This window comes from Mesorhizobium sp. L-8-10 (assembly GCF_016756635.1).
In the GTDB taxonomy this organism is placed as follows: Bacteria; Pseudomonadota; Alphaproteobacteria; order Rhizobiales; family Rhizobiaceae.
The window spans coordinates 6,692,209-6,707,795 of record NZ_AP023263.1 but is presented as its reverse complement, the minus strand read 5'-3'; the positions used below and the strand labels follow the sequence as shown (position 1 = coordinate 6,707,795).

Below are 15,587 nucleotides of genomic sequence, written 5' to 3'. Positions count from 1 at the left end.
ACCTCACAATTCGGACTTGCGGTGGACCAGGTCGGGCCGCTCGAATACGGCAGGCAGCAGCTCGACGCCAAGTCCCGGCCCCTCCATCGGCAGCACATGGCCGTCCCTGATCGTCGGAACGGCCGTCACCAGCTCCTTGTACCAGCCGGTATAGAAGGCACGCACCGATTCCTGGATCAGCGTGTTCGGCTGGCTGAACGATGCGTGCACGGCCGCGGCAAATCCGACCGGGCCCGTGCAATCGTGCGGGGCGAAGGGGCGATGGTAGGTGTCGGCCAGCGCCGCGATCTTGCGGCCCTCGGTCAATCCGCCGGTCCAGCAAAGGTCGACCATGACGACGTGGGTTGCGTCGCGGTCGAGCATATCCTTGTAGGGGAAGCGCGTGCCAAGCGTTTCGCTGGCGCAGACCCAGACATCGGTCGCTGCGGCATACTCGGCCAGCGCCTGTGACGAGTTCATCCGGATCGGGTCCTCGTACCAGGTCGGCTCGTAGGGCTCCAGTGCGCGGGCGATCTTCATCGCCGTCGGCAGGTTCCACAGGGAATGGAACTCGACCATGATCTCCATCCTGTCGCCGACCCGCTTACGGATCTTCTCGAACGGCTCGATCGCCTTCCTCATCTGCTCGGCGCTGATGAAGAGCCCCCGATTCTCCTGAGCGGGCGGATCGAACGGCCAGATCTTCATCGCCGTTATGCCGCTTTCGAGCAGGCTTTCGGCGAGCGCGCCAGCGTCGGTCATGAAGGCGGCAAGATCCTCGTAGGGTCCTTCGTCGCTGCCGATATTCCAGGTGTCGACCGGCCGGATATTGTTGCTGCGCACGTAGCCATAGCCGGCGCAGGTATTGTAGACGCGCAACCGGTCAGTAGTCAGCCCGCCAAGCATCTGGTGCACCGGCTGTCCGCACACTTTTCCGAACAGGTCCCATAGCGCAATGTCGATCGCGGAGGCGGCTCGGTATTCCACGCCCGTCGAGGACTGCGCCATCGGCAGGTCGGTCATGACGCGGTTTAGCGCCTCGATACGCAGCGGGTCTTTGCCAAGCAGGCGGTGCGCGAGCGTGTCGTGGATATGCGCCTCCACCGCGCCTGCGCCATAGAAGGTCTCGCCGAGCCCGACCGTGCCTTCGTCCGTGTGCACCCGCACCCACAGCACGTTCGAGAATTCCTTCGTGCGCAAGGTTTCAAGCGCCGTAATCTTCACGACAACCTCCCTGAGGGCGAACGTTCCGTCCCGGTCCGCCGGTCGTCAACGAAATCGTCGACGAGCAATTGACATATCATGATATTCTGTGAAATATCACTGCAAAGCTTATCGCCGCGGAGGAGATTTTGCAAGCGGTCGCAAAGCGGAAACGCGTAAAGGACGAACGCCTTTCGCCCGCCGTGCCCGGCGCGTGGGCGCTCGACCGCGGCACGGACCTCACATCGACCGCCTACGAGCGCATCGAGGAGCTTTTCGTTTCCATGCGCATCGCGCCGGGTGCCGAACTGCGGACACAGGATCTGCAAGCGCTGGTCGGCATCGGCCGGACGCCGGTCCATCAGGCGGTGCGGCGGCTGGCCGCCGAGACGCTGATGGAAATACAGCCGCGGAACGGCTTGCGCGTGTCGCCGATCGACCTGTCGCGTGAGAAGCGGCTGGCCCTGCTTCGCCGCGACCTCGACCGCTTCGTCGCGGCTGCCGCGATCGGCAACATGACGTCCAACCAGCGCGCCGCGCTGCATCATCTCAAGCGCAGGCTCGAGACCGAGGGGGCGGCAATGGATGTCGACGCGTTCAATGTCGTGGACAAATACTTCGATAAACTCCTCATCCACGCTTCCGGCGAGCGCTTCCTGGAGCGCGTGCTGAGCCCGCTGCACGCCATCGCGCGGCGCATCGGTTACCTCAATCTGAAGCACATCACCGGCCGCGACGGACTCGATACGACCATAGAACGGCACCTGGCCATCATGGAGTGGGTGCTGCGCGGCAATGAGGAAAAGGCCTGCGCGGCGTCTGATGCCCTCATCGGCCTCAGCATCTCGATGCTTGATCAACTCGAGGAACAGATCGATCCTGCGCTCCTCGATGTCCGGTTCGCGACACACGGCGCGCCCGTTCAGCATTCGGCGGCCCGTCTGCCGGAACCCGTCACGCCCGCCGTTACGTCGGCGGGGTGAGGTCCAATCTCAGCCATCCAAAGGGAGGATAGTAATGAAACGCTACATCATGGGCATGGCTCTTGCGCTTGTCTCAACCGTGGCGATCGTGGCAGGTGCCACGGCGCAGGAATATTCGTTCCGCTTCCAGTCGTCGGACCCGGCCGGCAACCCGAACTTCGAGTACCAGAAAGGCTGGACCGACCTCGTGGCGGAGAAGTCGGGTGGCAAGGTCAAGATCGAGCTTCTGCCGGTCGGCTCGGTCGTTGAATACAACGAGACGCTGGACGCAGTGGCCGCCGGCATTCTCGATGGTCAGATCTGCGACTCGTCCTATTGGGCAGGCAAGGATCCGGCCTTTGGCCTGATCTCCAACCCGGTCGGCGCGTGGTCCGATCCCGCGCAGATGATCGACTTCGTCGAGAACGGCGGAGGCAAGGAGATCATGCAGGAACTGCTCGGCTCCTATGGGCTGCATTTCATCGGTGTATCGACGCCGGGCCTCGAGGCCTTCGTGTCGCGCGTCCCCCTCGACAAGGTCGACGACCTCAAGGGCGTAAAGGTCCGTTCGCCTGAAGGCCCGATCGCCAATGTCTTCGCCGCGGCCGGCGCTTCGCCCGTCAACCTTCCCGCATCCGAGGTCTTCACATCGCTCGACAAGGGCGTGGTCGATGCGGCTGACTATTCCGTGTTCTCGGTAAACCAGAAGCAGGGTCTCAACGGAATCGGCAAGCATCCGGTCTATCCGGGCTTCCATTCGCTGCCACTCGTCGAGGTATCGATGAACAAGGCGAAGTGGGACGCCCTGCCCGACGACGTCAAGGCAATGCTTGAACAGACGGTGAAGGAGTTCCAACAAACGCAGATCAACGGGCTGAAGGCCGCCGATCTGAAAGCCGTCGAGGAGGCCAAGCAGGACGAGTCGATCACCATTCACAACTGGTCGGCAGAAGAGCGGGCCAAGTTCCGCACGATCGCGACGGCGGAATGGGAACGGGTGGCCCAGGGCTCTCAAATGGCTCAGAAAGTGTACGACACGCTGACGGCGTATCTGAAGGGTAAGGGCCTGCTCTGAGGCCCGTCCCGAGGAGGCCGGGAGGTCGGCCTCCTCGTTTTGTTTGTGCAGCGACTGGACCGAGGATATCGGCAGGCCGGCGAATGGCCCCGGGGAGGACATATGACGCACGACACGCAGAGCACCGATCCAGTGGACGCCGCAATGGTGCTGGAGCCGGTCCACGGCCCGGCGCCCGAGGCCGGCGCGATGGGCCGGATCGTCGACCGGTTCGGCTACATATTCGCGGCGGGTATCGTCCTGGCGGCACTGATCCTGCTTGTCGAGGTTTTCCTGCGTTATGCAGTGAACCGGCCCACCATCTGGGCCCACGAGACGACTATCTTTCTCTGCGGCGCGGCCTTCGTCTTCGGCGGTCTCTACTGCACGGCGCGCAACTCCCACATCCGCGTCGTATTGATCTATGACCATCTGTCCGCGCGGCTTCGCCGGTTCGTGGACGTCGGCATCTCTCTCGTCTCGGCGCTGGCGAGCGGCTTCTTCGCCTACGCCGCCTGGCACATGGTCGAACGGGCGGTGTTCGCGCCGTCCGGCGAAGTCCGGCTCGAGACAACCGGCAGCGCCTGGTCGCCGCCCACGCCCGCGCTGATCAAGATCTTTGTCCTGGTCACGATGGTGCTGCTGGTCGTTCAGTTCCTCATCCTGGCGTTCAACTACGCCCGCCGCGCTGGGAAATGATCGCCATGGAGACATTCGATTTCGCGTTGAACCTGCAGGCCCTCGGCATCGGCGGGGGCACTCTGCTGATGTTCGTGATGATGGTTGTGCTGCTGCTGACCGGCATGCCGCTCGCTTTCGTGACGCTGCTCGTCGCGCTCATCTTCGCGCTCGGATGGTTCGGGCCGATGTCCATCCCGCTGATCACGAGCCGCGTCTATTCCTTCGTCATGAACTTCGTGTTCGTCTCGGTGCCGATGTTCGTCCTCATGGCGGCGATCCTCGACCGTTCGGGCATCGCCCGCGACCTGTTCGACGCCATGAAGCTGGTGGCGGGCCGCATCCGCGGCGGCGTCGCGGTCCAGACCGTCTTCGTCTCGGTCATCCTCGCCGCCATGAGCGGCATCATCGGCGGCGAGATCGTGCTGCTCGGCCTCATAGCGCTGCCCCAGATGCTGCGGCTCGGCTACAACCGCAATCTGGCGATCGGCGTCGTCTGCGCCGGCGGGTCGCTCGGCACGATGATCCCGCCGTCGATCGTGCTGATCGTTTACGGGCTAACGGCGAACGTCTCAATCGGAGAGCTGTTCACCGCTGCGTTCATGCCCGGCTTCATGCTCGCCATGTTCTACGTCGCCTACATTCTGGTCCGCGCCTATCTGACACCGGGCGTCGTGCCCGATGTCGATCCGGAGCCTATGCCTGCCGCCAAGAAATTGCGGCTTCTCAAGGGACTGGTGCTGCCGATTTTCGTCGTCTTTGTGGTACTGGGTTCGATTTATGGCGGCATCGCGTCGGTCACAGAGGCATCCGCCATCGGCGTCGGCGGGGTGGTCCTCTCCACCATCGTGCGCGGCGAGTTCTCCTTCGGCCTGTTGCGCGATGCGGCCATCCAGACCCTCTCCACCGTCGGCATGATTGTGTGGATCGGCATAGGCGCCACAGCCATCGTGGGCGTCTACAATCTGATGGGCGGCGTGAACTTCGTGTCGGGCCTGATGACCGGCATCTCCGACAATCCGACGGTCATCGTGATCGTCATGATGGGTATTCTGTTCATGCTCGGCGCGTTTCTCGACTGGGTCGGCATCGCCCTGCTGACCATGCCGATCTTTGTGCCGATCATCAAATCGCTCGGCCTCGACCCGGTCTGGTTCGGCGTGCTGTTCTGCATGAACATGCAGATGTCCTATCTTACGCCGCCCTTCGGCCCGGCAGCCTTCTACCTGAAGTCGGTCGCGCCTCCCGATATAACGCTCGGCATCATCTTCCGGGCGCTGCTCCCTTTCATCGCGCTGCAGGCGCTCGCGGTCGCGATCATGATCGTCTTCCCTGGAATTACGGGTCGATAGGCAACGAGCGAGCGCGATGTAGTCATACAGAGGCAACGACGGGTTCAACTTTCCAAAAAAGGCCCTGTCGAGAAAGCCGAGCGCGGCTGAGGTGTCGAAAGCTACCATCGTGTCCTATGGCTTCCATCCAAGAGAACACTGGAACGAAACCGGCCCGTTGAGTGGAATTTCAGGTCCCGATCTGCTGAGAACCTCGCGCACATGATCCCATGGTCCGATTGCACGTCCGACGCGCAGCGACTCGACATGCATACACCGACAGCAAGGCGAAGCTCTCGGCGACCAGCCTGTTGAACATGGCCAGGGCCGCGGCGCGTTGCTGCGGGAAGAGGTTTCCCATGCCCCACGCGCTCACCCGGCAGTAGCTTCATGACACCGGCAAAGGTTTAGCCGGCGGCGATGGTCGCTCCGCCGTTCGGCATCGGGCCCGGAAGATCAGCGCGCCACGGAGGGCGGGCTGGCGAGCGGATCATCGCTCGAGTGTCCGTCATGGAGATCGTCCAGCAACGAAGCGGCCAGGGCTTCCTCGGCGATGGCGATGCGGTGTTCGCCCATGGCGAGTGTCAGCGCCCCATCCCATGATGCTTCGACCGCCTTGCCCGCGAGTTGGTGAGTCAGGCTCGACCCGTCCCGCACGGCGGCAAGATAGTCGACGGCGCCAAAGCGCCATGGCTTTGCGCCATGTTCGCGCATGACGTGGTTGGCGATGCGCAATCCCGGCCAGTCGAAATCGCCGTGATAGCGAAGCCGCGCGCCCGCCTGCGAGAGCTGAGCGAGGAGGCATCGTTGCGCGGCCGCCGGCATGCCGTCGGTACAGACCAGCGGAGCGCAGGCAGCGCCCCATCGGTCGGCGGCGATGGCAAGCAGGTTGGGATTTTCGCACAGGTAGACGTTGCGGCCCGCTACATCCCATCGAGGCGGCAAGCGCAGCAGTAATCGCAGCGACGCATAGGCCGGTTCTCCCGCAGGCCAGCGACCGCTTTCGCTCGTCGGCAGGTTCAGGAACAGGGCAGGGCGCGCCAGCTCGTTGACCAGAACACCTGCCCTGGCCCAGGTATCGCGTGCCCGTTCCACGCTGCCGGCCGGCTCCGGAGCGATGCCCTCCGTTGACTGGCGCCCCGTGTCGCCATCCCCGACATGAACCGGCGCGGCGGCCTGGCGCCAGACGGCCAGCACGAGCGCCGCGGTCGCGCGGCCATTGTCGAGCGCGTGAGCATCGCCCAGCGCGTTCGCGGAAAGCTGCGAGCGCGTGATGCCTTTTGCCGGCAGATGTCGCAGCACCTCTTCGGCGCGTCGGCAAAGCTCCGCCGCAGCGATCGCATCTTGCCGTGCGAGCCGCCTGAGCAAGCCGATGCCTTCCGGTGTCAGCAGCAGGCGGGCCAGGCCGGGATGGCTGCAACCGTCGACGACGCCGGACCACAATGTCTGCGTCCGAAGACGCATCCCGGCGCGATGCGGGATGGGGCCGTCGAGCTTTTCCAGCGCGTCGCGCAGGGACGTGGCGATGCCGGAGCGCCGCAGGTCGGCATCGACGCGGCGGACGTCGATCTGCAGGGACTTCGAGCGGCGCTGCGGACGGCCGAGCAGCGAGGCCAGCGTCGCATGTTCCTCCGCGCTGAGCCCGGCCACGCGAATACGGTCGACGGCGCCGCCCAGCGGAGCGCGCTCGAAGCGCTGGCGCAGCCGTTTGCGCAGCGCGGCGAGATGCTCGCCGCCGAGCAGGCGTTCAAGGCGCGGGTCGACCTGACTGCTCATGCCGGCGCAAATCGACGATCGGGATCGGCCTCCAGCTTTCTCTCGCGTCCGTCCCAGGTCCATCGCGACACAAACACCGCGTCGATGCCTTCGCGCCGCTGCAACTGGCAGATGGCGACGCCGGGCAGTTCGGCATAGCAAGCCCACTCGCGCTCGCTGGTGATGACGAAGTCCAGATCGAACTCGCGGATGAGCCCCATGCAATGCGCACGCGCCGTGTCGTCGATGCCGGCAAAGGCTTCATCGAGCAGCATCAACCGCGGGGCCAGGGCGTGGCTGCCCTGGCTGTAGAAGCTGGCGATGGCGGCAAACAGCGGCACCGTCAAACCGAGCGCCCGCTCGCCGCTCGATGCGGGGCCGGAAAGCTTGCGCCAGTGTCCCTCCTGCCAGCGTTCGACACGAAAGCGGTGCCAATGGCGATAATCCAGGGCGCGGGCGAGCTGATCGAGCAAGGTGCCGCCGCTGTCTTTTCCGCCGCCTGAATCGGCACGCTCCCGCTCGGCGGAGATGCGCTGCTGCAGCATCGCACCGACGACGCTCCGGTCGTCGGCCGACCAAAGGTCCGCGCTTGTGTTGAGCAGGCGCTTGCGTGCCACATCGAGGCCCACAGGCGCGCCTTCCTCTTCGGACAGCGGCTGCCAGACGAGCCGATAGCGTACGCCGGTGGAGGTCGGGCGCTTGTGCAATTCGCCATTGATGGCGTCGACCTGGCGTTCGGCGGCTTGCAACAGGCGCTGGATTTCCGCCGCGATTTCGGCTTGCAGGTGGTTCTCCAGGACAGCCCGCTCGTTCGCGGTGAGCAGTTCGCCGCGCTGCGCGATCTCTTCGGCGAGGCGCGCGGCGAGGCGGTCCGGCCGCTCGCGCCGGTTCTGATAAACGATATCCACCCTGAGCCCCCAGTCGCTGGGGTCGGCCTGGGCCTGGTGGCCCAGCGCGCCGAGCGCGCGCTGCAGATCGGTCAGCTCTTCGGCTATCTGCCGCTGCACGCGGGCCCATGCCTCGTCGTCGTCCCTGAGGCCGGACAACTCCTGTTCCGCACGGCGGGCCAGCGTCAGCGCCGGATCGATCGTCCACTGAATAGCCATGTCCGGCAGTTCGACATGCGGCAGCGCAGCCGACAGGAGGCCGGTGCCCGCAAACTGCTGCAGTCTCGAGATCGCCTGCTGACGCGCCTCGCCGCGCTGCTGAAGGACGACATTCGCCGTCTCGGCCTGCTGGCCGGCGATCGCACGCGCTTCACCTGCCTTGCGCAAGTCTTCGCCGGCGACCTTCAGCGCAGTTTCGCCTTCTTCGACCGAACGGCGCGCATCCGTCAGCTGCCGCTGCAGTTCCTCGACCTTGGCACCGACCGTTTCCCGCAGCACGTCCAGGCGTGCAGAGGCTTCTTCCGCCTCGGCGCGGGCCGCAGCGCGTTCCTCTTCCCGCTGCCGCATGTCGCTGCGCGCCTCGCCCTCGCGGGCGAGTTGCCGTTGCCAATCGGGCAGCGCCAGACGGACCTCATGGGCCACCTGTTCGAGCCGGGCCTGCGTATCGCGATAATGATCCAGTGCCGTTTCGACGGCAGGCAGTGCTCCGGGCGCTTGGGGCAGTCGCAGGTCCATGGCGTCTGCCGCGAGTTGTTCGCGTACCGCCTTGAGCGCCTGTTCGGCCTCCCGGCATCGCGTATCCGCTTCGGCGAGCCTTCCGCTGGCGAGGCGCGCGGCCTGGGCGCAGGCAGCGGCGGCGATATGAGCGCTTCGCAACGCTTCGTCGGCAGGCGCCAGGCGCCACTCCCCGTCGGCCTGTTCGAGATCGAGAGCGAGTTGCTCTTCCTGGACCCGTACGGCCGTCAATTCGTCGGAGAGCTGCGTGAGGCGTTCGGCGATCTCGGCCAGCCGCCGCTTGCGCGCCGCGGCGCGGGCCGCGTGGCCGATGTAGATCGCTGCCGGCCGGCCCCAGGCGCCGGACAGCGCGCCGAGGCGAAAGCGGCCGTCGGGGGCGATCCAGGCCTCACCGTCGAGGGGATCGTCATGCCCGCAGGCAATTCCCCGCAAAATGCGCTCGACGACATCGGCCGGCACGGCGCAGTCGACCGGAACCGTTACTTCGAGCCAGTCGGCGAGCGACGGAGAACATTCCCGTCGTTGCAGAACCTGCGTATCGTAAGGCAGAACGCCGCCATCACCAGCCTGGAGGCTTCCGTCGGGCGAGATCCATGCGTCGAGCAGCCCGGCTGCTTCGAGCGCGGCCTCGATGCCGGCGCGCTGCGGAGCAGCAACCGCATCGCGAAAATCGGCCATCTGCCAGAGAGGTGCGCCACGGCGCGCCTCTCTGGCGTCGGCGGCACGGGTATAGGGCAGCGGCGGGGCCATGTCGTCGCCCGCTTCCAGACGTGCGCGTTCGTCCTCGAGCGATCGGCATTCCGTCTCGAGGGCCTGGCTTTGGCCGTCGAGCGCGACGCGACGCTGTGTCAGGACGAGTCCGGCCGCTTGATATGCCGACTGCAGGAGCCGGCGGGCAGGGTTGTCGCCTTGCAGCGTCGCCGTCCATTCCGCCACGGCCGTCAATGCCGCGGACTGGCTGTCGGGATCGACCTCCAATTGCTTCAGGGCGGCAAGATGGCGGCCCCAGCTCTCCACCAGCTCCCTGCCTTGCTGTTCGACCTCGGCGTCGGCGCGGGTCCGACCATCGGCGGCCTCTTCGGCCGCGATCCGTCGTTCGTCCAGGATTTCGCGGCGCCGCAGATGGACGGCCGCGGTCTGCGCGACTTCATCGTGGCGGCGGCGCAACAGAGCGATCTCCTCACGCCGGGCCGCGACGAGGCGGCGAAGCCCGGCGCCGGCCCCGTCGAAAGCGTGCTGGGTCAACTCCACGAGCGCCGAAGGCTCCGCCGCGGCAAGGTGATTTCCGGCATGCTGGCCGGCGATGCCTGCCGCATCGGCGTGGGTCAGGCTGTCGTGGCGCAACTCGGTCAATGCGCGTTCCGCCTGCTCCTTGCGCCGGGCGGCGCGTGCGGCTTCCTGGGTGCTGAGCCCGAGCCGTCGCCCCGCCTCCTCGACCGCCGCCACGGTTTTCTGCATCGCCTGCCGCCGTGCCGTCGTCTCCTTCTCGGCGTTTTCGAGCCGGTTGGCATCCTGCATCGCCGGATCGGAGCGCAAGGTATCGAGGCGCACGCGCGCGCGTGTCAGCGCGATTTCGGCATCGCCGTGGGTCGTCTGCGCGAGCGTTTCCCGTGCCTGGGCTTCGTCGAACCGGACCTGGGCTTCGCCTCTCGCCCGGCTGGCATTGTCGAAATCCGTCTGAGCCTGGCGCAAAAGGCGTGCCTGCCGGCGGGTCTGCGTGCCGGCATAGGCGCGATAGCGCTCCTCGAAGCGGCCGACCGCCTTGGCCAGCGCCTGATACTCGTCGAGCTGACGGCGGTCTTCCTCCAGCTGGCCCAGCGCTTCGGCGACGTCGCCGAGCAGTTCGGGCGCCAGCGGCGGCAGGGCCTCGGTCAGGGCATTCGAGAGCGCCATCTCGTCCGGTTTCCTGGAGAGCTGCGGTTGGCGGAGCTGGATCAGCGTGTCCATCAACGCGTCGTAGCGCTTGCCTCCCAGGTGGAACAGACGCTCGTCGACGGCGCGGCGGTAGCTCGCCGCGGAATCGAACACCTGACCGCGGCCTTCGAGCGCGTCGCGCAGGCGCTCCCTGGTCAGTACGACCCGTTGCGGGCTCGTCAGCCACAGATCCTGGTTGATGCGCGGCGCGCCGTCGTCATCTTCCAGCAGGAAGAACCAGATGTCGACCTGCTGGCGGGCAGCCGTCGCCGAAAGGCCGGCGCCGAGCGAGAGGAACCGTGGCGTGCCGTCTTCCGTGACGCGGCCGAACTCGATCCAGGCATATCCGATGCGCCGGTCGTAGCTGTTCATCAGAAGGTTCCAGGCCATCTTCTTGCTGCCGTCCCCATCGGGCTCGATGCGCGAAGACTTGAGTTGCGCGTCGAACAGGAGCGGCAGTGTCAACGACAGCACCTTGGACTTGCCGGTGCCATTGTTGCCGCGCAGCAGCAGATGGCCGTCGCGGAACCAGAATTCCTCGCTGTCGTAGTGGAAAAGCTCGACCAGACCCAGGCGCAAAGGTTGCCAGCGCTGCCGTGTCGGCATCGGCAAAGCAGGCTTCCCCGGTTGCGGAGCGAACAGGTTCATCACTGATCGAACCGAAGGCCGCCGACCGCCGCCGGCACAGTGCGCGTTTCGCGGATTTCGGCGTCGCCCAGCGCAAAACGCGCGAGCGCCGGCAGCGGATGCACGGCGCCGGCCTTCCGCTCGGCGAGTCGCAGCTTTTCCAGTCGCTCTATCGCGATGCGGGCGAGCTCGCCCTCGGCGCCCGGCTCGCGGGCCGACTTGCGCCAGTAGCGTCCGTACCGGGCCTTGGCCTCGTGCAGGAAGTCGGCAATGTCATGCTCGTGAATGCTTCGGGCGGAGGCTGGCGCCGCACCATCCCCGTCTGCCTGGTGCTGCCTCTGCCGGGAGGCCAGATACTCGGCGACCAGCAGCGTCACATGGGCATCGGTACCCTCGGCCGGCATGGCCACGTCGGTCAGCAGACCGGCTTCGTCGACGAGTGCCAGCCCTTCCGCGCGTTGCTCGGCCACCAGGCCGGCGGCCTCGCACAGCCGACTGGCCATCGGCCCGCGCTGGTTGAGGAAATAGGCCCGTGCTTCCGGGTCCAGCGTCTCGACATAGACCACCGGATCATCCAGCAGCCGGCGCGCGAGCTGGTGGCGCAGCGCCGTGCGCCTGCCTTCCTCGCTGTCGGCCACATGTTCGCCGACCAGGGCGCGCAGCCGCTCTTCGAGCGTTGCGGGCGCCTCTTCCGGCGTCCAGGTGGAGGGGCCACGCACGGCCGCCAGCATGCCCGCGAGCAGACGGCGCTGCACGTCGTAGAGCGCATCCGCCTGATCGCTCCCGGCATGAACGAATGTTTCTTCGTCGCCGGCCACGCGGTGCAGAACCCCGAGACCCAGCAATGTGCGGCATACCGATACGAGGTCGCGCCGCTCGTGTTGCGCCTCGAGGGTGAAGGTGAAGTCGAGCGACGGGTCGGCGGCGAGCTCCAGCAGCCTTTCTCCCAACAGGCGCAGGGTGATCTGCGGGTCGGCGCGTTCGAGCACCGCGCAGGCGAGGCAAAGCAGAACGTAACGGCGGCGGTTGTAGCCGGGGAGGCCGCGTGTGACGTCGGTCAGGTCACCCGGCCGCTTGTAGAGCCGCGCACCCTCGCGCTCGACCTGCAGCAGCCAGCCCGTCTCGCGCGAAAACCATTCGCGCAGGGCTTCGGCCTGCCGACGTATGGCGACGAAATCCTCATGCGCAGGGCCCATCAGCGGCGTCATCACAAGGGCACGCACGCCGGAGCGAAACTCCTCACGCTGGAACCGCTGCTGAAGGACGCCGATGCCGCGGCTGTCGTTGGAGCCGTTCGTCGTCGCCCTCATAGGCCGTCCTGCAAGGGTGTGATGGTGATCAGATGGTCGCGCCCGGCAAAGACGCCATTGGGCGTATCGATCGTAGCGCGGCTGTCCGGGCCGAGCGGCTTCAGGTGGATGTGCAGCAAGCCATCGCCCGTTTGCCGTTCCACCGGCTTCTCCGGGCCGGCCTGTTCGCCCAGCGCCTCTCCGAGCAGGCCCAGGAACAGGCCGAAGGCATGCGTGTCGAGTTCCCCCAGCTCCGAAAGCCGCGCGGGTTGGCTGGTGGCGAGGCGCTTGCGCGCCGCCTCGACTTGCTGCGATTCCTCTGCGAGCTGGAGCGCCAGGAACGCGCGTTCTTCTGCGCGGTCGCGCACGCGCGGCAGCGGTCCGCGCGGAGCCGCTTCGCCATATTCGCGCAAGCGCGGATGTATGACGAGCGGCGCGGCATCGGCCCAGGAGGTGGTGGCCGACAGCCCGGCGTCAGCGTCGCCGCCGAGAGAGAAATGCCGCGCCGGATTGAGGGCGAAGGCGGCTCGCGCAAGCCGGTGCGCTTCGCTATCGTCGGCGCAGGCGGCGAACCAGCCGGCGAGCACGCGGAAGTCTGCCGAGCGATCACTGCGGCCACCGCGCCGCTCATTGAGCGCGGCGATCGCGGCCAGGAGCTGCGGAATGGCCGAGCGTGCTCGCGCCCTCAGCAATTCGGCCTGTGGCGGCTCGTGGCCGGTGCTGAGGAACCAGCCGCGCAGCCCTTTCCAGCGTTCCCGCCAGGCTCGCAGGTAACCTTCCCGCGAATCGGCACGGTCCTGCGCGCTGCCCGGAGCAGCGTCGCGCGATTCGCGCTCGGCCACCTGCCCGAGCAGCGCATCGACGTCCGGCTCCAAGGCGAGGATGAGGCGCGCGATGGTGTCGGAACGGCGCACGAGATCGCCCATGAAGCGTTCCAGATAGTCGATCAGCCGCTTCTTGTAGTTTGCCACGGCCCCTGCCTCGGCCTGCTGCAGCTCGATGCTGCGTGCGACACCGGCCATGAATGCCTGCGCGTTTTCGGCCAGGCCCTCGAACACACGAACGAGATCCCGCAGCGTTTCGTGGATCTTGGCGACGTCGGGTTCAGCGGCGCCGGCCAATGCCCTCAGAGCCTGCAGCCGGCTCGCGATGTCTTCAAGCGCCACCGTTTGCAGTTCGGCGCGCCGCTGCAGGGTCTGCACGAACACCGCCAACGCCGATTCCACGGCCTCGCCGCCCTGCGAGAGTCGGTAAAGAAAGCGTGCACGGTAGAAGTCGCTGAGGCTGGAAACCCGTGCGGTGTCGGGATGGGATTCGAGATTGCCCCATTCTGCAAGTTGGGCGAGCGCCGCATTGACTTCCTCGATGCGCGGCGTTCCGCCCGGCCATCGGGCCTCGGCAAGTACTTCGTCCGGTCTCAACTGCAGGCGATATTGCCGCTTGGCCGCGGCGAAGACGTCCATGATACAGCGGTAGAATGTGGCCTTTTCCGCGCTCACGTGGCGAAACAGCTCGGCCGAGTTATTCGCAACCTGCATGAGCAGCCACTTCCTCGCAAACCCAACGGATGTTTTTGCTTTGTTCTTGCGCCACGTCAAGGCTGCGCGTCGATCGTTCAACAGATATCCGTGAGCGCCGCGTCCCGCGCAGGGGGGCAGCGGCGCCGGCCGCATCGGCCCGACGTCACGCGGGAGAAGGACACATTGCGTGGCCTCGGAACGTTCCATTTCGGCTTGTGCCTGATGCTTCTGGCGAGAAACAACGGGCTCTGGGTCCTATCGCCGAAGCTCGTTGCGCCACGCCGCCGCGCATCGTTCCCACTGCTCGAGCCCGGCCGGGTCGAATGTTACCATCGGCCCTGCATCGTGCCCGGTTGCCGAAGCCAGCAAGGCAGCGCCGATGGTGGTTCCGGTCGTCATCATTGCCGATGCCAGTACCGGCCGGCCGGTCGCGGCGGCGAGCATGCCGACGAAAAGGCGGTTCGCGACAAGCGGCCCCTCAACGATCGTCGGGCCATCGGCGCCGATGAGATCAAGGCAGGTTGCCGTCATCAGCGCGACATAGAACGACGCCGCGACAGCGCGTTCGGCCGGCGAGGCGGGTTCCGACGGAATCCATTTGGATCGATGGCCTGGGAAGGGGCCTGAACCTTGCAGAACGGAGGGCAGCAACATCGTCTCCTGAGCAAGGACGCGTTCGACATCGGCGTCGGTCCAATGCGCGCCATCACCGTCCATCAAAACCTCGAACTCGCGGCCGCCCATGAAGCGGGCGGAGGGCACCGGATCGCCTGATGCATCGACGTTGATGAGCGTGTCTCTCGCCGCATCGAGCGTTACCTTGTTTCCGCCCATCGCCATCGAGACCACCCATGTGCCCGATGAAACGACCGCGAAGGGCTGGCTGCGCGACAGGAGATGCGGCAGGAGCGAGGCGTTGGAATCGTGAATGCCGCAACAGACTGACGTGCCGGCGGCCAGTCCTGTCTTCTCCGCGATATCAGGGAGGAGGGGGCCCAGCCGGTCACGCGCCGGGCGGATCGGGGGCATCAGGGCCCGCCACCCATGGCCGTCGACGAGGGAGGAATAGTCGCGGGCCGCCGGGCTCCAGAGATCGGTATGACAGCCGAGCGAGGTGACTTCGTTGGCAAGCACGCCCGACAGGCGCCAGGTCCAGTATTGAGGGTAGGTCACGATCGAGGCGACGTGAGCGAACTGATCCGGGAACGTCTTCGACAGCCAGAAGACCTGGGCCCCGAGATTGAGCCCGCCCGGCAGGCGAGGGGAGCCCGTTTCCTCGAAAGGTGGCCGTACCGCCGCATAGGCGGCAGCGGCCGCGTCAGGGCCGCTATGCTCGTAGTCGAGAACCGGAAGGGCAAGATCGCCCCGCGCGTCGAGCAAGGCGGCGGTTGCTCCATGGGTCGTTACCGAGATTGCGTCCACCTGATATCCGCGGTTGAGCACCGAAAGGCTCTCCAGGATGAAATCCCAAAGCGCATCGGTGTCGAAGTGAGGATAGGGAGCGCCGGGAAGCACGGTATTGGGGCGCGTGCGCACCGCCATCTCCCGTGTCAACTCGAGATCGACCAAGGCGACTTTCGCATTGGTCTTGCCGATGTCGATGACGGCGACGTAGCGGGTCATTTCCAATGGGACCTGGCTTGGAGGCGCTCA

General features: G+C 66.2%; 10 protein-coding genes. 4 read left to right on the top strand and 6 right to left on the bottom strand.

Going from position 1 to position 15,587, the window contains the following annotated elements; translation table 11 throughout:
• Window positions 1-3: 3 nt before the first annotated feature.
• A complete protein-coding gene (locus JN280_RS31295; protein ID WP_202308041.1) occupies window positions 4-1,203 on the bottom strand; it encodes a mandelate racemase/muconate lactonizing enzyme family protein in 1,200 nt (399 codons plus the stop codon).
• A gap of 182 nt (window positions 1,204-1,385) precedes the next feature.
• Here JN280_RS31295 and JN280_RS31290 point away from each other — a divergent pair, with 182 nt between their 5' ends.
• From JN280_RS31290 to JN280_RS31275, 4 genes are all read left to right on the top strand, one after another.
• Window positions 1,386-2,165, top strand: coding sequence for a GntR family transcriptional regulator (locus JN280_RS31290; RefSeq protein WP_274609105.1), 780 nt, complete (start codon window positions 1,386-1,388; stop codon window positions 2,163-2,165).
• 34 nt (window positions 2,166-2,199) lie between these two features.
• A complete protein-coding gene (locus tag JN280_RS31285; protein WP_202308039.1) occupies window positions 2,200-3,219 on the top strand; it encodes a TRAP transporter substrate-binding protein in 1,020 nt (339 codons plus the stop codon).
• Between the two features lie 102 nt (window positions 3,220-3,321).
• Window positions 3,322-3,897, top strand: coding sequence for a TRAP transporter small permease subunit (locus tag JN280_RS31280; RefSeq protein ID WP_202308038.1), 576 nt, complete (start codon window positions 3,322-3,324; stop codon window positions 3,895-3,897).
• Window positions 3,898-3,902: 5 nt separating this feature from the next.
• Window positions 3,903-5,228: a TRAP transporter large permease gene (locus JN280_RS31275; protein WP_202308037.1), complete on the top strand. Its 1,326-nt coding sequence runs from the start codon at window positions 3,903-3,905 to the stop codon at window positions 5,226-5,228.
• Window positions 5,229-5,663: 435 nt separating this feature from the next.
• On the opposite strand, the gene JN280_RS31270 is transcribed toward JN280_RS31275, so the two are convergent.
• The 5 genes from JN280_RS31270 to JN280_RS31250 form a co-directional block, all read right to left on the bottom strand.
• Entirely contained in the window at window positions 5,664-6,983 is a 1,320-nt protein-coding gene (locus tag JN280_RS31270) for a TIGR02679 family protein (RefSeq protein ID WP_202308036.1), read from the bottom strand.
• Window positions 6,980-11,104: a TIGR02680 family protein gene (locus JN280_RS31265; RefSeq protein WP_244742330.1), complete on the bottom strand. Its 4,125-nt coding sequence runs from the start codon at window positions 11,102-11,104 to the stop codon at window positions 6,980-6,982. Before JN280_RS31265 ends, JN280_RS31270 begins: the two co-directional genes overlap by 4 nt.
• 41 nt (window positions 11,105-11,145) lie before the next feature.
• Window positions 11,146-12,435, bottom strand: coding sequence for a TIGR02678 family protein (locus tag JN280_RS31260; protein ID WP_202308031.1), 1,290 nt, complete (start codon window positions 12,433-12,435; stop codon window positions 11,146-11,148).
• On the bottom strand, window positions 12,432-14,087 hold the full coding sequence (locus JN280_RS31255) for a TIGR02677 family protein (protein ID WP_244742328.1): 1,656 nt from the start codon (window positions 14,085-14,087) through the stop codon (window positions 12,432-12,434). Before JN280_RS31255 ends, JN280_RS31260 begins: the two co-directional genes overlap by 4 nt.
• 102 nt (window positions 14,088-14,189) lie before the next feature.
• Window positions 14,190-15,557 (bottom strand): FGGY-family carbohydrate kinase, encoded by a 1,368-nt coding sequence (locus JN280_RS31250; protein WP_202308029.1) that lies wholly within the window; start codon window positions 15,555-15,557, stop codon window positions 14,190-14,192.
• Window positions 15,558-15,587: the final 30 nt, after the last annotated feature.